Genomic DNA, 18344 nt, shown 5'->3' with positions numbered 1-18344 from the left:
GCACAAACGACTTAATTCCCTCCGTCCCCTTTTTCGGGTTACAGGATCTCCAGCACTGTTTCCGGTGGGCGGCACAGCCGCGTGCCCTTGGCCGTGCGCACCACGGGGCGATTGATCAAACGGGGGTGTTCGCTCATCGCCGCCAGCAGCGTGGCGTCGTCGGCGCCGTCCAGGCCCAGTTCGGCGAACAGCGCCTCCTTGCTGCGTACCAGTTCCTGTGCGTGCAGCCGGGATTCGGCCAGTACCTGGCGCAGCGTGGCTGCGTCCGGCGGGTTGCCCAGGTAGTCGATCACCACCGGCTCGAAGCCCGCATCGCGGATCAGCTTCAGTGCGCCGCGCGAGTTGCTGCAGGCCGGGTTGTGCCAGATCGTCACGTCCATCAGAACCACTCCAGCAGAGACACGCCCACACCCACGTAGGTGGCCTTGTGGTTGTAGTCGATCAGGCTTTCGCCGTAGCCGTCGAAGACCTGCACATGGCCACGCAGCAGGTTGCTGATCGGGAAGCCGTAGTCCAGCTGCAGCGCACCGTGCGAACGGCTTCCGGTGCGCAGTGAATGGCGCGCCATCAGCGAGACCTCATGCCCATTGCGGTTCCAGGTCAGGGTGGCGTCGCCGCGACCCATGTAATCCTCGATGTCCGGATTGTTGTCTTCGCTGCGGCTTTCGGGAATGCGGTACCAGGGACGCAGCACCAGCGCCCAGTTCTCGCGGTCCAGGCCGATGTTGAGCATGACCCGGTTCCAGCTGCGTGACAGCGGGTCGGCGCGGCCATTGGACTGGTGGTTCAGCGCGATGCCGGTCATGCGCCCGCGCCAGCCACCGATCGAGTAGCCGTTGCGGAACACCATCATCACTTCCGGCTCGTAATTGGTTTCGCGGAACGGGCGCGAATCCTCGCCGTTGTAAGCCTGCCAGCGCGAACTCTGGGTGTAGCCGGCCCAGATGTCGCCGTTGTCGCCGAACAGGTTCTCGACGATCTTGGTCTTGAAGCTGATCTGGAACTTCAGCTCGGCACTGTCGAGTACCTGCGGAGTGGTCACGCTGTTGGCCGGGTTCGGCGAGTGCGGCATGGTGTTGCGATCGCTGGTCCAGAAGGCGGGCAGCAGGTACACCGGCTTGTAGGCGCGCAGTTGGAACGGCCCCAGCTTGGAGTCCTCGGCCAGTTCCCAGCGGCTGTCCAGCAGCGAACCGCGGCCGGCGTTGGCCAGCGCGCTGTCCGGCGTCGCCGGGCGGAACAGGTCGCTCACCCGCTCGCGCAGCTTTTCCTCGCCCTGGCTCACGCGCGCGGTCTGCCGTTCTTCGCGGCGGGCCTGCGCAGCCGCTTCGGCGGCAGCATCAGCGGCGGCGGTAGCCTCCGGGGTATGCCCGAACAGGCGGTCATAGCAGGCCAGCCGGGCCGCGTCGGTGGTAATTGCCGCGCAGGCGGCCGGTGAGGCATCGGCGGTAGGCGCGAACTCCTGCGCAGCCAGCGGTGCACTGGCCAGGGCAAGCGCCAGCGGCGCCAGACGGGGAAACAGCGTGGGGAGGGTCATTGCAGCAGGCCCTTCGATGAATTCGGGAATCACACAGTGTGGCGGCTGTGCCGGATCGCGGCCAGCCCCACGGTTTATGCACGGTCACAGCGTGCGCGTGGCGTGAAGGCCAGGTGGCTCAGAAGAACCAGGCGAACGCGAACAGGCCCAGCATCGCGATCACAACCGCCAGTTTCAGTGCCAGGCCAAGCAGGATGCCGAGCCAGGTGGCCAGGCCGACCTTGGTTGAGCGGCCGAGTTCGCGGGTGTGCCAGTACTCGCCGAGCAGGGCACCGACCAGCGGTCCCGCGAACAGGCCGATGGGCATGAAGAACAGGCCGACGATGCTGCCGACGAAGGTTCCCCACAGCGCCTTGCGGCTGGCGCCGACACGCTGCGCGCCGACAACCGTGGCCAGCACGTCCACCAGCAGCGAAAGCAGGGTCAGTACCCCGAGCGCGACCAGGGTGGGCCAGCCGACGTGGGCGAAGCCGTCGGCCCAGGCGGCCAGCAGCAGTCCGATGAACACCAGCGGGATGCCCGGGAGGGCCGGCAGGATGATGCCGGCGATGCCTATCAGGACAAAAATGACCGCTAGCAGATACAAGATGAATGAGAGTCCCATGCTGTCCCGTATGGAGTCCGTTTTGGGGTTGACAGTGAAAGATTTTGCCAGTTGCTTTTTCGTTTTGGCCGGGTTAAGTTGCAGTCGCTGAGCTTGGCAAGGTCACCGTGGATCGTGGCCTGATGAAGCAAGATCTTCCCGATCCGCTGCATCGATGCACCTCGCTTCCCCCTTGCTTGTCAGCCGCCCACCAGGCGTTTCCAACAACAAGAGAGAGTCAAAGGGAGTTAGTGAGATGGCTGATCGCGAGACCGGTACCGTAAAGTGGTTCAATGATGCGAAGGGCTTCGGCTTCATCAGCCGGCAGAATGGCGAGGACGTGTTCGTGCACTTCCGCGCCATCGAGACCCAGGGCTTCAAGAGCCTCAAGGAAGGCCAGAGTGTGAGCTTTGAAGTCGTGCAGGGCCAGAAGGGCCTGCAGGCCGACAAGGTCCAGCCGATGTAACACCTGCCGTCCGTCGGCATGAAAAAAGGCCCGCGCAAGCGGGCCTTTTTCTTTGCCTTTGGCCCGCTGCAGGTCAGCGCAGGATGACCTTGCCGTTGACCACGCGCACATAGGTGTTCTCACGGATGCCACCCAGGTCACGCTGGTTGACCACGATGGTGCGACCATCATCCATGCGCACGCTGATGTCGTAGGTATCGCTGGTCACATTCTTCTGGATCTGGTTGCCGGCCAGGGCGCCACCGACTGCGCCTGCAGCGGCGGCAATGTTCTTGTTGCCACGGCTGCCACCGGTGTGGTCGGAGATTTCATGGCCGGCCACGGCGCCAACGATGCCGCCGAGGATCGCGCCGGTCGCGCTGGGCGCGGTGCGGCCCGAGGGCACGGTGTTGATGCGGGTGACGATGCCACAGTCCGCGCAGCGGCCCTGGTTGTAGCCGCCGTTGTTGCCGTAGCCGCCGTTGTTGTAGCCGTTGTTGTAACCACCGCCACTGTAACCGGGCGAGGTGGCACAACCGGCCAGCGCGAGGGTAGCGATGGCGCTGGCGGCGATGAGCTGGATCTTCATGGGGCGTCTCCTGGCCGTGAAGGCGGGTATGTTGGGTGGTACTGCGTCATGCAGCAGGGTGGACGAATCCTCTCCCTTTGAACGTGAACAACGCGCCAACCACGCACCTGATGCCCGGCTGCAGGATGAACGCGCCTCAGCGGAAATCCTGGTGGCAGGCCCGGCAATCGGCCTGCAGCGTTTCCACGAGCTGGGCCAAGGCCCTGCAGTCGCCTGGCGGTGCAGCCAGCGCAGTGTTGAGGTTGCCGCGAAGTCGGCTGGCGTGCTGCTGGAACTGCGTGCTGTCCTTCAGCCCGGGGAACGCCAGGTCCAGGTCATTGGACAACAGGCGTAGTGCCTGCAGCCGCGGCACGCTGTCGGCCAGGCTGCAGCGGTTCTGCTGCTGAGCCTGCTGCAGCAGCTGCGACTGCCGCTGCATCACCTGCATCAGGCTGTCCGGGAACGGGTCGCGACGCGCCTGCAGGGCGCGGCCCACCATTACCGTGGCGACCAGGCCGATCAGCAGGCCCAGGCACAGTACGAACAGGTAGCGATGGGCAGGGGACAGGCGGCGGGGCGGGCTGGCGTTCATGCGGCCTCTCCGGGCGTGCAACGGTGGGTTCAACGCCGGCGTGCTTTGGGCGCTGGCAGCTGCACGTTAAAATGGCCCGATGAACGAACAGGTCAAACAACGCTTCGCCGGCATCGAACGGCTGTATGGCGTGGGTGCGCTCGAGCGCCTGCAGGGCAGTCGCGTGGCGGTGGTCGGCATGGGCGGCGTCGGCTCGTGGGTGGTGGAGGCGCTGGCCCGTTCGGCGGTCGGTCATCTGACCCTGATCGATGCCGACGACATCTGCGTGTCCAACACCAACCGGCAGCTGCCGGCGATGGAAGGCAATTACGGGCGCAACAAGGCCGAGGCGATGGCCGAGCGCTGCCGTGCGATCAACCCGGGGATCGACGTCGACGCCGTGCAGGCATTCCTGACGATGTCCAACATGGCTCAGCTGCTGGACCGCGGGTTCGATCTGGTGATCGACGCCTGCGACAGCTTCCGGGTCAAGGTCGAGACGATCGCCTGGTGTCGTCGCCGCAAGCTGCCGCTGCTGACCGTCGGCGCTGCCGGTGGCCGCACCGACCCGACCCTGGTACGTATCCGCGATGTCTCGCGCACCGAGCACGACGCCATGCTGGCGCTGATCCGCAAGAAGCTGCGCAGCGAGTTCAACTTCCCGAAGAACGCCAAGCGCTATTTCGGCGTGCCGGCGGTGTATTCGTTGGAGAATGTGAAGTACCCGCAGGCCGATGGCAGCGTCTGCGGCATTCGTCCGAACCTGGGTGCCGATGCGGCGTTGAAGCTGGACTGCGGCGCCGGTCTGGGCGCGGCGACCCACATCACCGGCGCGTTCGCCTTTGCGGCGGTGGGCAAGGCGCTGGAGATGCTGCTGGAGCCGAAGAAGGCGAAAACCGAGGTGACAGAGGCCTACGCCGACGCGTGACGGTAGTGCAGGCCGCTGGCCGGCATCGGGTTCGTCGCGGTCGTTACAGCGTGCCGGCCAAGGTTGGCCCCCGCCTTTACGTTGCCGGCAGCGCGAACAGCCGCCGCGCATTCTCTGTCGTGGCCTGTGCCAGGGCCTCCAGCTCCATTCCGCGCAGCGCGGCCACGTGCCTGGCAATGGTTGCCAACCGTGCCGGTTCGTTGCGCTGGCCGCGGACCCCTGCGTCGGGCTGGTCGGGCGCGTCGGTTTCCAGCAGCAGCTGCTCCAGCGGCATCCCGCGTACCAGCCGTTGCAGGCGCTGCGCCCGCTCGTAGGTCAGCGGACCGCCAAGACCCAGCAGGAAGCCGTGCCTGTGCAGTTGCGCGGCCTGTTGGGGGCTGCCGGAAAAACTGTGCACCACGCCGCGCAGGCCGCCGATGCGGCGGATCGCGGCGATCACCGCATCCACCGCGCGTCGCGCGTGCACGATCACCGGCAGCTCGAACTCACGGGCCAGTTCCAATTGGCCGATGAAATATGCCTGTTGAGCCTCGGCATCCAGTCCTTCGACGAAGAAGTCCAGCCCGCATTCGCCGATCGCGCAAGGGCGTTCGCGCTCGATCCACTGGCGCAGCAGTGGCAGGTGCCCAGGCTGGTGATCGGCCAGGAACATCGGGTGCAGGCCGAAGGCCGGGTACAGCCCGGGCGCCTGCTGGCAGACCTCGCGCAGTTTCGGCCAGCTGGCAGCGGTGACCGCTGGCACCACCTGTTGGCGTACACCCACGGCCTGCGCCCGCTCGATCACCGCGGCACGGTCAGGGTCGAACGCGCTCGCGTCGAGATGACAGTGGCTGTCGATCAGCACGCTCAACGCTGTTCCAGCGGCGGTGGCGTGGTGGCATTGCGGCTCTTCCAGTTGGCCAGCAGCAGCGTGCCGAAGCCCAGCACCAGCTCATCGATGAACGGGATCGGGTCCGGGAAGAACAGCGTCAGCACGAACAGACCGGCGGTGAGCTTGAACAGGGTGGGGTAGCGCAGCCGGCGCGCCCACTGCAGTACTGGCAGCAGCATCGGGTTGGCCATGGCGGGGATCCTCGTGGGGAATATGCAAACGCTACCACGGGCCCTGCATTTCCCGATGCTGAATGGGTTACAGGAATGAGCAGGAAATGTGGAGATTCCGTTCAGGCAGCGCATGCTGCAATCTGTCCCGAGAACGTTGCGGATGGTCCGCAAGGAGCAGGTCATGAAAAGCACAACTACAACTGTCCTGGTCGCAGCGGGCGCGCTGCTGGTTGGTGGCATCGCCACCGCCGCCTTCATGAAGAGTGGCGACAAATCGCCCGACTCCATCAGCGCCGCAACCCCCAATGGCGAGTCGCGCCTGGTCGATGGCAACGCCACCGACGATGGCGTACGTGGTGACAAGCTCGACCCGTCGGCGCCGCGCGGGCTGGAATATGCCGATGTGCTGAAGGTCGACCCGATCACCGAGAAGCAGAAGGCCTATGCCACCGTGATCGGCACCGATCCGGTGCGCGAGACCTCCACGACCCAGACCCCGCACGAGGTCTGCCAGGACGTGACGGTGCAGGAGCGCCTGCCGGAGCGTGATGGCAACGTCGGCGGTACCGTGGTCGGCGCGGTGGTGGGTGGCCTGCTCGGCAACCAGGTCGGTGGCGGCAACGGCAAGAAGGCCGCGACCGCAGCCGGTGCGGTGGCCGGTGGCTTCATCGGCAACCAGATCGACAAGCGCCATGTGGGCGGCCGCGTGGTCAATCGTACCGAGCGCCAGTGCCACACCGAAACCGCAACGTCCGAGTCGAGCCGCGTCACCGGTTACAACGTGACCTATCGCAACGAAGACGGCACCACCGGCACCATGCGCATGGCCAGCAAGCCGGGCAGCCGCATCGCCATGGGTACCAATGATGTGGTGAAGGGCTACAACGTGACCTATCGCTATGATGGCGCCGAGAAGACCGTGCGCATGGACAACAAGCCGGCCAGCGATCGCCTGCCGGTGGTCGATGGCCAGCTGGTCACGCAGACCGCTGCTGCCGGCGCCACTGCGGCCACGCGCCAGTAATCCAGAACACCCTGCTGCACCCGACGGGCCGGCTCATGCCGGCCCGCTTCGTTGTGCGCACGGGCATTCATCCGTGGGGAAAGGGAATCGACCATGATGGATGCCCCCCTTCGACAAGGAGTCGGCATGAGCATCTTCGACCTGCGCCTGGAAACCGACCGGCTGATCCTGCGCCCGCTGCTGCGCGAGGACTACGAACCGTACCTGGCATTCTGTGCCGACGAGGAAACGATGCGCACTCTGGGGGGTGTTCAACCGCCCTCGGTGGCATGGCGCGGCTTCTGCAGCCTGGCCGGCGCCTGGCAGCTGTTCGGCTTCTCGATGTTCAGTGTGATCGAGAAATCCAGCGGTGACTGGATCGGCCGGATGGGACCGTGGCAGCCGCAGGACTGGCCTGGAACCGAGGTCGGTTGGGGTATTCGGCATGCCAGCTGGGGCCGGGGCTATGCACCGGAAGCGGCGGTTGCTGCCATCGACTGGGCATTCGACACGCTGGGCTGGGACGAGGTGATCCACACCATCGCCGAGAACAACGACAACTCGAGGGCGGTCGCGCGCAAGCTCGGCAGCACGCTGCTGCGCATGGGTGAATTGCCACCGCCGTACAACGACAAGCCGATGCAGATCTGGGGCCAGTCGCGCGAACAATGGCGCCAGCGCCGTTCGCCGTTGTAGAGCCGAGCCCATGCTCGGCTGCATTTGGCGCACAGCAGCCGAGCATGGGCTCGGCTACAGATTGTCCGCATGCTGCATCCGCGCTTGGCATTCACCGGCGGGCTTGCCAGACTGCGTGCAGCTGGCCGCCGGCCGGATCCGAGGAATCAGGCAATGGTGGAAGAGCGCGTCCCGTTGACGGTGCATGGCATGTCGGTGTCCGGCAATTGCCACAAGGTCCGCCTGCTGCTGGAGCAGCTCGGCAGCCGCTACCGCTGGGTGGAAGTGGACAGTGCCCATGGCCAGACCCACACCGCCGAGTTCCTCGCGCTCAATCCCAACGCCAAGGTGCCGTTGATCGTCCGCGACGATGGCCGCGTGTTGACTGAATCCAATGCGATCCTGTTCTGGTTGGCCGAAGGGACGCCCTACCTGCCTACCGACGGTTGGGAACGCGCGCAGGCATTGAGCTGGATGTTCTTCGAGCAGTACACGCACGAGCCATGCGTGGCGGTAGCGCGCTTCATCCGCGGCTGGACACCGCCCGATTCACCGCGCCGTGCTGAACTGCCACGCCTGCACGAGCGTGCCGCCACCGCGCTGGCAGTGATGGAGCAGCACCTGCGCGAAGCGCAGTGGTTCACCGGCAGCGCATACGGTATCGCCGACATTGCGCTGTTCGCCTATACCGACGTGGCAGGCGAGGGCGGCATCAGCCTGGCGCCCTTCCCGGAAGTGCGCGCCTGGCTGCAGCGCGTGCGCGCGCAGCCGCGCTTCGTGGCGATGCCAGCGGTGACCGCCGAGGTGCGCGCGCGCTTCGAGGCTGCCTGATCCCACAGGGTAGCGCCCGGCGTTGCCGGGTGGAATGCAACAACGACACGGAGGGTGTTCGATGTTTGCTGTGGTTCCAGATCCGATTCCTGCGCGCATGCGCGTGCTCAACCGCGCCGAAGTGTGCGACGCCAATTTCCTCGACGCGGTGCGTGGCTGGCGAGGCGCACCGCGCGCACGTCCTGCGCCGGACGCGCCGATCCTGCCGGGCAGCACGCTCAGCGCTGCGGCCTTCGGTGAGCTGTTCGATTCCCAGCTGGCCAGCCGCCAGCTGGACCTGATGGCGCGCGTATTGCGCGTGCAGAACAAGGTCTTCTATACCATCGGGTCGTCCGGCCATGAAGGCAACGCGCTGCTGGCGCGGGCCTGCCGACATACCGACCCCGCATTCCTGCACTATCGCTCCGGCGCCTTCATGGTCGAGCGCTCGCGCCAGGTGCCGGGCATCGACCCGTTGCGCGATGCGGCGCTTTCATTCGCGGCCAGCGCCGATGACCCGGCCAGTGGCGGCCGGCACAAGGTGTGGGGCAGCAAGCCATTGTGGGTATTGCCGCAGACCTCGACGATCGCTTCGCACCTGCCGAAAGCGCTGGGCACCGCGCTGGCCATCGAGAGTGGCAAGCGGCTGGGCCATGCGCTTCCCATTCCGGCCGACAGCATCGTGCTGTGCTCGTTCGGCGACGCCTCGGCCAACCATGCCACTGCGCAGACCGCATTCAACACCGCGATGTGGGCGGCCTACCAGAAACTGCCGGCGCCAATCCTGTTCGTCTGCGAGGACAACGGGCTGGGCATCTCGGTGAAGACGCCGGACGGCTGGATTGCCGAGCGCTTCAGCCACCAGCCAGGGCTGGACTACTTCTTTGCCGATGGCCTCGACCTGGCCACCGGGCACGCCCAGGTGCAGGCCGCAGCGGACCACTGCCGGCGGACGCGGCGACCGACCTTCCTGCATCTGCACACCACGCGCCTGATGGGCCACGCCGGCACCGACTTCGAGGTGGAATGGCGTGCATTGCCGGAATTGTGCGCGGCCGAGGCGCAGGATCCGCTGTTGCGCTCGGCGCAGATCGCGCTGGAATCGGGCTGGATGGATGCAGCCGCCATCGAAGTGGCCTACGAGACGATGCGCGCGCGCTGCATGGCCGCCGCTGCCGATGCCGAAGGCCGTGCGAAGCTGCAGTCGCTGCAGGAGGTCATGGCGCCATTGGCACCCTATACGCCCGCGGCGGTGCAGGCCGAAGCCCGGCGCGAGGTCGCCGACGAAGCGCGCGAGGCACTCTATGGCGGTACCGAGGCCTTGCCGGAACGACAGGCGCCACGGCATCTTGCGATCCAGATCAACCACGGCCTGCTGGAACTGCTTGCGAAGTATCCGCAGAGCCTGCTGTTCGGCGAGGACGTGGCTCAGAAGGGCGGTGTCTACACCGTCACCAAGGATCTGCTGCGCCGCTTCGGTCCACGCCGGGTGTTCAACACGCTGCTGGATGAAACCATGATCCTGGGCATGGCGCAGGGCCTGGCCAACCTGGGCATGCTGCCGATTCCGGAGATCCAGTACCTGGCCTACCTGCACAACGCCATCGACCAGCTGCGTGGTGAAGCCTGTTCGCTGCAGTTCTTCTCCAACGACCAGTACCGCAACCCGATGCTGGTGCGGGTGGCCGGGCTGGGCTATCAGAAGGGTTTCGGCGGGCACTTCCACAACGACAACTCGATCACCGCGTTGCGCGACATCCCCGGGCTGGTGGTCGGCTGCCCCTCGCGCGGCGACGATGCGGTGATGATGCTGCGCACGCTGGCCGCATTGGCGCGGGTGGATGGGCGCGTGGCGGTGTTCCTGGAGCCGATCGCGCTGTACATGAGCAAGGACCTGCACGAAGCGGGGGATGGCCAGTGGCTGTTCGACTACCCGGCACAGGGCCGGGCGCTGGTGCCGGGCGAGGGCCGGGTCTATGCACCGGAGGCCGGAGACCTGGTGATCTACACCTATGGCAATGGCGTGCCGATGGCGTTGCGCGCGGCGCGGGCGATCGAGCAGCAGCTGGGCTGGCAGGTGCGCGTGGTCGACCTGCGCTGGCTGGTACCGTTGGACGCCGGCTTCATCGCGGCCCAGGCCGCGAGCGCGCGGCGGGTGCTGGTGCTGGACGAAGGCCGCCACAGCGGCGGAGTGGGTGAGGGCGTGGTCACGGCGCTGGTCGAGGCCGGCTTTGGTCACCTGCCGCTGCGCCGCGTCTGTGGCGCCGACACCTACACGCCACTGGCAGGGGCAGCAATGTTCGGGCTTCCAAGCGACAATGCGGTGATTGGCGCCGCCCTCGACCTGGCGCAGGAACCCTGATGCATGTGTGGATTGGCGGGAATGTTGTTGCCGGCGCCGCTGGCGTCGGCCGAGGCGCTGCAGGCGCAGGCGCTGGCCATGGGCCAGGCGCTGCACCATCGCGGGCCGGATGATGGCGGCAGCTGGGTCGATGCCGAGGCGGGCATCGCGCTGGCGCATCGGCGCCTGAGCATCCTTGACCTGTCCCCGCTGGGCCACCAGCCGATGGCCTCGGCGGACGGCCGCTACGTGATGGCCTACAACGGCGAGGTCTACAATTTCGCGGCCCTGCGTGAACAGCTGGAGCCGCTGGGGCACACCTTCCGCGGCCATTCCGACACCGAAGTACTGCTGGCGGCGATCCTGCAGTGGGGCGTGGAAGATACCCTGCAGCGCTGCAACGGTATGTTCGCCATCGCGCTGTGGGACCGCCAGGATCGTTGCCTGTGGCTGGCCCGCGACCGCGTCGGCAAGAAGCCGCTGTACTACGGCTGGGCCGGCGACACGCTGGTGTTCGGTTCGGAACTGAAGGCGCTCTGGCAACACCCGGCGTTCGACAACGACATCGACCGCGATGCGCTCACCTTGCTGCTGCGGCTGGATTACATCCCGGCGCCGCACAGCATCCACCAGCGCTGCTACAAGCTGATGCCGGGCCGGGTGCTGCGGCTGGATGCAGCGGCTGTGGCCGCAGGCGCCGCGGCACACCGCCCGGAGCAGGCGCAGCGCCCGTACTGGGATGCGCGCGCACGCATGCAGGCGGCGTTGGCCGCCCCGTTCCAGGGCCGCATCGAGGAGGCCGAGGAACAGCTGGATACGCTGCTGCGCGATGCGGTGGCGCTGCGCATGGTGGCCGACGTGCCGGTCGGCGTGTTCCTGTCCGGCGGCACGGACTCATCGCTGGTGGCAGCGCTGATGCAGGCGCAGAGCGGACAGCCGGTGCATAGTTTCAGTATCGGCTTCACCGACTCGGGACATGACGAAGCACCGCTGGCCAGGGAGCTGGCGGCTCACCTCGGCTGTGATCACACCGAGTTGTACGTCAGTGGCGCCGACGCGCTGGCGGTGGTGCCGCAGTTGCCGGCGATGTTCGATGAACCTTTTGCCGATGCGTCGCAGGTGCCGACCGCGCTGGTCGCACGGCTGGCGCGGCAGGGCGTGACCGTCGCGCTGTCCGGCGACGGTGGCGACGAGCTGTTCTTCGGCTACACCCGGTATGTACGCGCGCTGCGCAACTGGCAGATGCTCGGACGCGTGCCGGGGCCGCTGCGGCGCTGGATGGGCGCACGCTCGCAGCAGCAGGGCGAGGCCTCGCGGACCGGTGGCCTGGCCGCGCTGCTGGCCGAGACCGGCGCACGTGGCATCGGCGACGTCTACCGCAACCGCATCTCGCGCTGGCGCGACCCGGCCGCGGCGGTGCCCGGCGCGCAGGCCGCCGGCAGCTTCTACGACCTGGCCGATCCGCTGCATGGCGCGGGCACATCGGCCGACGCGATGATGCTGGCCGATTTCGTGACCTACCTGCCGGACGACCTGTTATGCAAGGTCGACCGGACCTCGATGGCGGTCAGCCTGGAGGCACGCGCGCCATTGCTGGACTGGCGCGTGGCCGAGTTCGCCTGGTCGCTGCCGCTGGGCTTCAAGCGCAGTGAGACGACCAGCAAGGTGCTGCTCAAGCGCGTGCTGGGCCGTTACGTGCCGCATTCAATGGTGCACCGTCCCAAGCGCGGTTTTGGCGCACCGGTCGGTGACTGGTTGAAGGGCGACCTGCGGCCCTGGGCCGAGGACCTGCTGCAGCCGGCGCGGCTGGAGCGTGAGGGCGTGCTGTCGGCGGCGGCGGTGCAGCCGCTGTGGCAGCAGTTCCTGGGGGGGCAGCGCAAGTGGCATACCCACCTGTGGAACGTGCTGATGTTCCAGGCTTGGCAGGCGCATTGGCGGCAGGCGCGGACCGGCGTGACCGGCGGCTGATCTTCACTGGATGGCACGGGCCTGGCGACTAGGCTGGGCCTCCCGCACCGTGAGGAGTATGTCCCGATGTCCGTCCCCACCATCGCCGTGTTCGTTGGCAGCCTGCGCAAGGATTCCTGCAACCGCAAGCTGGCCCATGCGCTGGAGAAGCTCGCCGGTGATCGCGCGCGCTTCCAGTACGTGCAGATCGGCGATCTGCCGTTGTACGACCAGGATTTCGACGCCGATTATCCGCCGCAGGGCACCCGGCTGAAGGACCAGGTGCGCGCCGCCGACGCGGTGCTGTTCGTGACACCCGAGTACAACCGGTCGGTGCCTGGCGTGCTCAAGAACGCCATCGATATCGGATCGCGCCCGTACGGTGACAGTGCGTTTGCCGGCAAGCCGGCGGCGGTGATCGGCGCCTCCATCGGCCAGATCGGTACCGCCGTGGCCCAGCAGCACCTGCGCAACAGCCTGGCCTTCCTGGACATGCATGTGCTGGGCCAGCCCGAGGCATTCATCCACTTCAAGGACGGCCTGATCGATGCCGACGGCACGATCCACAACGAAGGCACGCAGAAGTTCCTGCAGGGCTACGTGGACCGGTTCCTGGCGTTGATCGCAGTGCACGTCAAGGGCGATTGACGCCTGCGGGGTCAGAGTCCCCTGCGTCGAAGGGGATCCGACCCCGGGGCGTTGATCTGCGATAATGTCCCACTCGGGCGCCGCAACGGCGTCCGTCGCAGGCAGTGCGACGCTCTCACGCCAGTCTGGCCAGGTACCGGCGGATATCCCCCGTTTTCCCACGGCTTATCCACAGGTTTGTCCATGGCTGCCGGGGTCGGCACATGCCTACACTCGTCTGGCCCACTTTTGCAGGAAACACCGCAGCATGTCCGCTCGTCCCGGCTTCCGTTCCAACCGCAGAGAGCGCGGTGATGGCTTCGATCGCGATCGCGACGAGTCGCGCATCGACCAGTTGCGGGTACCGCCCCATTCGGTGGAAGCCGAGCAGGCGGTGCTGGGTGGCCTGATGCTGGCGCCCGAGGCGTATGACCGTGTCAACGACCAGCTGACCGAAAGCGACTTCTATCGTCGCGATCACCAGATGATCTATCGTGCGATCCGCGAGCTGTCCGAGCGCGAACGGCCGTTTGATGCGGTAACGCTGGGCGAGTGGTTTGAATCGCAGGGCAAGATGGAACTGGTGGGGGACGGCGCCTACCTGATCGAACTGGCCAGTACCACGCCGTCAGCTGCCAACATCGTGGCCTACGCCGAGATCGTGCGCGACAAGGCAGTGCTGCGGCAGCTGATCCAGGTCGGCACCGACATCGTCAACGACGGTTTCCAGCCGGAGGGGCGTGACAGCAGCGAGCTGCTGGCCTCGGCGGAAAAGAGCGTGTTTGCAATCGCCGAACAGGGTGCGCGTGGCCGTACCGATTTCGTGGCCATGCCCGGTGCACTGAAGGATGCCTTCGAGGAGCTGCGCAACCGCTTCGAGAACGGCGGCAACATCACCGGCCTGCCGACCGGTTACAACGAGTTCGATGCGATGACCGCCGGCCTGCAGCCGACCGACCTGATCATCCTCGCGGCGCGCCCGGCAATGGGCAAGACCACCTTCGCGCTGAACATCGCTGAGTACGCGGCGATCAAGTCGAAGAAGGGCGTGGCGGTGTTCTCGATGGAAATGTCGGCATCGCAGCTGGCGATGCGCCTGATTTCCTCCAATGGACGCATCAACGCGCAGCGCCTGCGTACCGGCCAGCTGGAAGACGAGGACTGGAGCCGCGTCACCAGCGCGATCAAGATGCTGAAGGAGACCAAGATCTTCATCGACGACACGCCGGGCGTGTCGCCTGAAGTGCTGCGTTCCAAGTGCCGCCGCCTCAAGCGCGAGCATGACCTGGGCCTGGTGGTGATCGACTACCTGCAGCTGATGAGCGTGCCGGGCAACAGCGAGAACCGCGCGACCGAAATCTCGGAAATCTCGCGTTCGCTGAAGGGACTGGCCAAGGAACTGAACGTGCCGGTGATCGCGCTGTCGCAGCTCAACCGCTCGCTGGAAACGCGTACCGACAAGCGCCCGGTGATGGCCGACCTTCGTGAATCGGGCGCAATCGAGCAGGACGCGGACATGATCGTGTTCATCTACCGCGACGACTACTACAACAAGGAAAACTCGCCGGACAAGGGCCTGGCCGAAATCATCATCGGCAAGCACCGTGGTGGCCCGACTGGCTCGTGCAAGCTGAAGTTCTTCGGTGAGTACACCCGCTTCGACAACCTGGCCCACGATTCGGTCGGTTCGTTCGAGTAACGGTCATGCCGGCCGCTGGCCGGCAACCACCACCGGGCGCTGAGAGCCAAGGCACCGGCAGGAGCCGCTGTCAGCGCGGGTTCCATGCGGTCGCCACGAAGCGCAGCCGGGCGTGGGCGTGGGCGTGGGCGTGGCGTTGCACTGCGCTGGATCGGTTTCATCGCCGCCAGCCCGGTTTCGTCGCAAACCGTTTGCCGGCGCCAGGGCAGGGCGCCAAGGTGTCCGCAGGCGGCAGGGTGCCGCCCCAAGGAGACCGTGATGAAGACCCTGTTCGCGCTCGGTGTGTGGTGCCTGCTGTTCGTACTGTGCTGGCCGCTGGCGATCCTCGCCCTGATCGCCTGGCCGTTCGTGTGGCTGCTGAGCCTGCCGTTCCGACTGGTCGGCATCACCTTCTCGGCGCTGTTCGCCTTCCTGCGCGCGCTGTTCATGCTGCCGGCGCGCATGCTCGGTGGCCGGGCGGTGCCCGCATGAGGGCAGTGGCGCTGGTCGGTCTGGCCCTGGCGGCCGGCCCGGTACTGGCCGCTCCTCCAGCACCGCCTTCGGCGTGGCTGGAGCGCCAGCAGGCAGCCGGTGCCGACGAAGCGAATGCTGCGGGGGCGAAGGCTTCGACGAGGCCCGAGGCCAGGGAGCGCTGCCGGGTCACCAAGGAATGGAAGGTCGGCGAGACGGTGGTGCAGCATCGGGTCTGTGAGGATCCACCGAAGAAGCCGGCTGGAAAGGTGTAACGCTGAACCCAATGCTCGGCGGCCTCTGCAGGGCAGCCGAGCGTGGGCTCGGCGCTACAGGGAAACGGGCAACAAAAAACCCCGCCGAGGCGGGGTTTTTCATATCCGGGTGATGCTGGCCAGCGGCCGGCACTACCGGACGATCAGTTCGCTTTGTGGATGGCGCGCTTGCTGACCGCCATCGCGGCGTCGTGGATCACTTCCGACAGCGACGGGTGGGCGTGGCAGATGCGGGCCAGGTCATCGGCCGAGCCGCTGAACTCCATGGTCAGCACGCCTTCGTGCACCAGTTCGGAGACGTTGGCGCCAACCAGGTGCATGCCGAGGATGCGATCGGTTTCGGCATGGGCCAGGATCTTCACGAAGCCGGCCGGCTCGATCATCGCCACGGCACGGCCGTTGGCGGCGAACGGGAAGCTGCCGGCCTTGTACGGAATGCCTTCGGCCTTCAGCTGGGCTTCGGTCTTGCCGACCCACGCCAGTTCCGGCTCGGTGTAGATGACCCACGGGATGGTGTCGAAGTTGACGTGGCCCGGCAGGCCGGCGATCAGCTCAGCCACCGCGATGCCTTCCTCGAAGCCCTTGTGCGCCAGCATCGGGCCGCGCACGCAGTCGCCGACCGCCCACACGCCGTTGACGCCGGTGTGGCAGTGCGCGTCGACTTCGATCTGGCCGCGCTCGTTGACCTTGACGCCGGTGCCTTCGGCCAGCAGGCCCTTGGTGGCGGCGCGACGGCCGACGGCCACCAGCAGCTTGTCCACGGTCAGGGTCTTTTCGCCTTCCGCGTCGGTGTAGGTGACGATGACTTCCTTCTTCTTGCCCTTGCCGGTGATCTCGGTCTTGGAAACCTTGGCATTGAGCTTGATGTCCAGGCCCTGCTTCTTGAATTCCTTGGCAGCGGCCTTGGCCACTTCGGCGTCGGCAGCCGCCAGGAACTCCGGCATGGCCTCAAGGATGGTGACTTCAGCGCCCAGGCGCTTCCACACGCTGCCCAGTTCCAGGCCGATCACGCCGGCACCGATCACCGCCAGGCGGTTCGGCACTTCGGTGAAGTCCAGGCCGCCGACGTTGTCGACGATGGTCTCGCCGTCGAACTTGGCGAACGGCAGTTCGATCGAATCCGAACCGGCCGCGATGATGACGTTGGTGCCCTTCAGCTCGACTTCCGAACCGTCGTGCTGCTTCACCTTGACCACGTTGCCCGGCTGCAGCTGGCCGAAGCCGTAGTAGGCGGCGACCTTGTTGGCCTTGAACAGCATGCCGATGCCGCCGGTGAACTGCTTGACGATCTTGTCCTTGCGGCCAATCATCGCCTCGACGTCGATCTTGGCATCCTTGAAGCTGATGCCGTGGTCGCCAAAGATGTGGCCCATGTTCCAGAACTGGCGCGAGGAATCCAGCAGCGCCTTGGACGGGATGCAGCCCACGCGCAGGCAGGTGCCGCCGAGGGCCGGCTTGCCGTCCTTGCCCAGGGCTGCGTCGATGCAGGCGGTCTTCAGGCCCAGCTGGGCCGCGCGGATGGCAGCGTGGTAACCGGCCGGGCCGGCACCGATGACGACGACGTCGAATTGTTCAGCCATTGAATTATTCCTTGATGCATTACCAGAACCCCTCCGCGCAGGCGCGGAGGGGCGGGAGGTTTCTTACAGGCCGAACAGCATGCGGCCCGGGTTTTCCAGCTGGTTCTTGATGTCCACCAGGAACTGCACCGAGTCCTTGCCGTCGATGATGCGGTGGTCGTAGGACAGCGCCAGGTACATCATCGGCGCGATCACGACCTGGCCGTTCTGGGCGATCGGACGCTCCTTGATGGCGTGCATGCCCAGGATGGCGCTCTGCGGCGGGTTGATGATCGGGGTCGACAGCAGCGAACCGAAGGTGCCGCCGTTGGTCACGGTGAAGGTGCCGCCCTGCAGTTCTTCCAGGCCCAGCTTGCCGTCACGTGCCTTCTTGGCGTAGTCGGCGATGGTCTTCTCGATGTCGGCGAACGACATGCGCTCGACGTTGCGCAGGACCGGCGTGACCAGGCCCTTCTCGGTCGACACGGCGATCGAGATGTCCGAGTAGCCGTGGTAGATGATGTCGTCGCCGTCGATCGAGGCGTTGACCAGCGGGAAGCGCTGCAGCGCGTTGGCAGCGGCCTTCACGAAGAAGCTCATGAAGCCCAGCTTGATGCCGTGGGCCTTGACGAACTCGTCCTGCAGCTCCTTGCGCGCCGCCGACACCTTGGACAGGTCGACTTCGTTGAAGGTGGTCAGCATGGCGGTGGAGTTCTTCGACTCCATCAGGCGCTCGGCGATGCGCTTGCGGATGCGGGTCATCGGCACGCGCTCTTCCGGACGTGCACCACCGGCCTTGCCGGCGCCGCCGTTGCGGGCGAAGTTGACGATGTCTTCCTTGGTCACTGCACCACGACGGCCGGTGCCGTCGACGTCGGCCGGGTTCACGCCTTCGGTGATGGCGGTGAAGCGGGCGCCCGGCGGCAGGGTGTCGGCGGCCGACTTGGCAGCCGGAGCCGGAGCGGCGGCAGCGGCCGGAGCAGCGGCGGCCGGTGCGGCTTCAGCCTTCTTCTCTTCAGCGGCCGGGGCCGGAGCCGCAGCCACGGCGCCTTCTTCGATGATCGCCACGACCTGGCTGGAGGTCACGGTATCGCCTTCCTTGAACTTGATTTCCTTCAGCACGCCGTCAACCGGCGACGGCACTTCCAGCACGACCTTGTCGGTCTCCAGGTCAAGCAGGTTTTCGTCGCGCTTGACGGCGTCGCCCACCTTCTTGTGCCAGGTGGCGATGGTGCCGTCGGCGACGGATTCGGGCAGTACCGGGGCTTTGACTTCGGTGGCCATT

Annotated in this window: 20 protein-coding genes; 11 read left to right on the top strand and 9 right to left on the bottom strand. The window is 66.4% G+C overall.

Annotated elements, in window-relative coordinates:
* Positions 1-38 precede the first annotated feature (38 nt).
* The 3 genes from arsC to ACSDHM_RS11905 all read right to left on the bottom strand — a co-directional run bounded on the left by arsC (position 39) and on the right by ACSDHM_RS11905 (position 2138).
* Entirely contained in the window at positions 39-380 is a 342-nt protein-coding gene (arsC, locus tag ACSDHM_RS11915; RefSeq protein ID WP_061477988.1) for an arsenate reductase (glutaredoxin), read from the bottom strand.
* On the bottom strand, positions 380-1534 hold the full coding sequence (locus tag ACSDHM_RS11910) for a phospholipase A (RefSeq protein WP_088496680.1): 1155 nt from the start codon (positions 1532-1534) through the stop codon (positions 380-382). Before ACSDHM_RS11910 ends, arsC begins: the two co-directional genes overlap by 1 nt.
* Positions 1535-1652: 118 nt before the next feature.
* The gene (locus ACSDHM_RS11905) at positions 1653-2138 is read right to left on the bottom strand and encodes a DUF456 domain-containing protein (RefSeq protein ID WP_032958895.1); all 486 of its coding nucleotides are present in this window, start codon (positions 2136-2138) and stop codon (positions 1653-1655) included.
* A gap of 235 nt (positions 2139-2373) precedes the next feature.
* On the opposite strand from ACSDHM_RS11905, the gene ACSDHM_RS11900 reads away from it, so the two are divergent.
* A complete protein-coding gene (locus ACSDHM_RS11900; protein ID WP_005417546.1) occupies positions 2374-2583 on the top strand; it encodes a cold-shock protein in 210 nt (69 codons plus the stop codon).
* Between the two features lie 73 nt (positions 2584-2656).
* Here ACSDHM_RS11900 and ACSDHM_RS11895 read toward each other — a convergent pair whose 3' ends face one another.
* Together ACSDHM_RS11895 and ACSDHM_RS11890 are read right to left on the bottom strand one after the other, a co-directional pair.
* Positions 2657-3151 carry a glycine zipper 2TM domain-containing protein gene (locus ACSDHM_RS11895; RefSeq protein WP_005417545.1) on the bottom strand — a complete coding sequence of 165 codons (495 nt, stop codon included), beginning with the start codon at positions 3149-3151 and terminating at the stop codon, positions 2657-2659.
* A 136-nt stretch (positions 3152-3287) separates the two neighbouring features.
* Positions 3288-3722, bottom strand: a complete 435-nt coding sequence (locus ACSDHM_RS11890) for a cytochrome c (RefSeq protein ID WP_061477985.1) — start codon at positions 3720-3722, stop codon at positions 3288-3290.
* Positions 3723-3801: 79 nt separating this feature from the next.
* On the opposite strand from ACSDHM_RS11890, the gene ACSDHM_RS11885 reads away from it, so the two are divergent.
* Positions 3802-4629, top strand: coding sequence for a tRNA threonylcarbamoyladenosine dehydratase (locus tag ACSDHM_RS11885; protein ID WP_088496682.1), 828 nt, complete (start codon positions 3802-3804; stop codon positions 4627-4629).
* A gap of 76 nt (positions 4630-4705) precedes the next feature.
* Here the strand turns inward: ACSDHM_RS11885 and ACSDHM_RS11880 are convergent, their stop codons facing one another.
* The gene (locus tag ACSDHM_RS11880) at positions 4706-5479 is read right to left on the bottom strand and encodes a TatD family hydrolase (protein WP_072168353.1); all 774 of its coding nucleotides are present in this window, start codon (positions 5477-5479) and stop codon (positions 4706-4708) included.
* Complete coding sequence (locus ACSDHM_RS11875) at positions 5476-5691, bottom strand: DUF6116 family protein (RefSeq protein ID WP_439426294.1); 216 nt, start codon at positions 5689-5691, stop codon at positions 5476-5478. The genes ACSDHM_RS11880 and ACSDHM_RS11875 overlap by 4 nt, the downstream gene beginning before the upstream one ends.
* 163 nt (positions 5692-5854) lie before the next feature.
* On the opposite strand from ACSDHM_RS11875, the gene ACSDHM_RS11870 reads away from it, so the two are divergent.
* The 9 genes from ACSDHM_RS11870 (at position 5855) to ACSDHM_RS11830 (ending at position 15500) form a co-directional block, all read left to right on the top strand.
* Positions 5855-6697, top strand: a complete 843-nt coding sequence (locus ACSDHM_RS11870) for a glycine zipper 2TM domain-containing protein (RefSeq protein ID WP_061478099.1) — start codon at positions 5855-5857, stop codon at positions 6695-6697.
* A gap of 126 nt (positions 6698-6823) precedes the next feature.
* Positions 6824-7372 carry a GNAT family N-acetyltransferase gene (locus tag ACSDHM_RS11865; RefSeq protein WP_439426293.1) on the top strand — a complete coding sequence of 183 codons (549 nt, stop codon included), beginning with the start codon at positions 6824-6826 and terminating at the stop codon, positions 7370-7372.
* 153 nt (positions 7373-7525) lie between these two features.
* Positions 7526-8182, top strand: coding sequence for a glutathione S-transferase family protein (locus tag ACSDHM_RS11860; protein WP_032954328.1), 657 nt, complete (start codon positions 7526-7528; stop codon positions 8180-8182).
* A 61-nt stretch (positions 8183-8243) separates the two neighbouring features.
* Positions 8244-10523 carry a transketolase C-terminal domain-containing protein gene (locus tag ACSDHM_RS11855; RefSeq protein WP_088496684.1) on the top strand — a complete coding sequence of 760 codons (2280 nt, stop codon included), beginning with the start codon at positions 8244-8246 and terminating at the stop codon, positions 10521-10523.
* Positions 10524-10526: 3 nt separating this feature from the next.
* Positions 10527-12470: an asparagine synthase (glutamine-hydrolyzing) gene (gene asnB, locus ACSDHM_RS11850; RefSeq protein ID WP_439426292.1), complete on the top strand. Its 1944-nt coding sequence runs from the start codon at positions 10527-10529 to the stop codon at positions 12468-12470.
* Between the two features lie 66 nt (positions 12471-12536).
* Positions 12537-13097 (top strand): NADPH-dependent FMN reductase, encoded by a 561-nt coding sequence (locus tag ACSDHM_RS11845; RefSeq protein ID WP_049410520.1) that lies wholly within the window; start codon positions 12537-12539, stop codon positions 13095-13097.
* 247 nt (positions 13098-13344) lie between these two features.
* Positions 13345-14775, top strand: a complete 1431-nt coding sequence (locus ACSDHM_RS11840) for a replicative DNA helicase (protein ID WP_049410515.1) — start codon at positions 13345-13347, stop codon at positions 14773-14775.
* A gap of 258 nt (positions 14776-15033) precedes the next feature.
* Complete coding sequence (locus tag ACSDHM_RS11835; RefSeq protein ID WP_005417525.1) at positions 15034-15246, top strand: hypothetical protein; 213 nt, start codon at positions 15034-15036, stop codon at positions 15244-15246.
* Positions 15243-15500 (top strand): hypothetical protein, encoded by a 258-nt coding sequence (locus ACSDHM_RS11830; protein ID WP_072168350.1) that lies wholly within the window; start codon positions 15243-15245, stop codon positions 15498-15500. The genes ACSDHM_RS11835 and ACSDHM_RS11830 overlap by 4 nt, the downstream gene beginning before the upstream one ends.
* Before the next feature lie 143 nt (positions 15501-15643).
* Here the strand turns inward: ACSDHM_RS11830 and lpdA are convergent, their stop codons facing one another.
* Entirely contained in the window at positions 15644-17080 is a 1437-nt protein-coding gene (gene lpdA, locus ACSDHM_RS11825) for a dihydrolipoyl dehydrogenase (protein ID WP_005417523.1), read from the bottom strand.
* 63 nt (positions 17081-17143) lie between these two features.
* Entirely contained in the window at positions 17144-18343 is a 1200-nt protein-coding gene (sucB, locus tag ACSDHM_RS11820; RefSeq protein ID WP_053499860.1) for a dihydrolipoyllysine-residue succinyltransferase, read from the bottom strand.
* Position 18344 lies beyond the last annotated feature (1 nt).

Source organism: Stenotrophomonas sp. T8 (assembly GCF_051853085.1).
Taxonomy (GTDB): domain Bacteria; phylum Pseudomonadota; class Gammaproteobacteria; order Xanthomonadales; family Xanthomonadaceae; genus Stenotrophomonas; species Stenotrophomonas sepilia.
The sequence above is the reverse complement of the archived record's forward strand: the minus strand, read 5'-3'. Positions and strand labels throughout refer to the sequence as shown.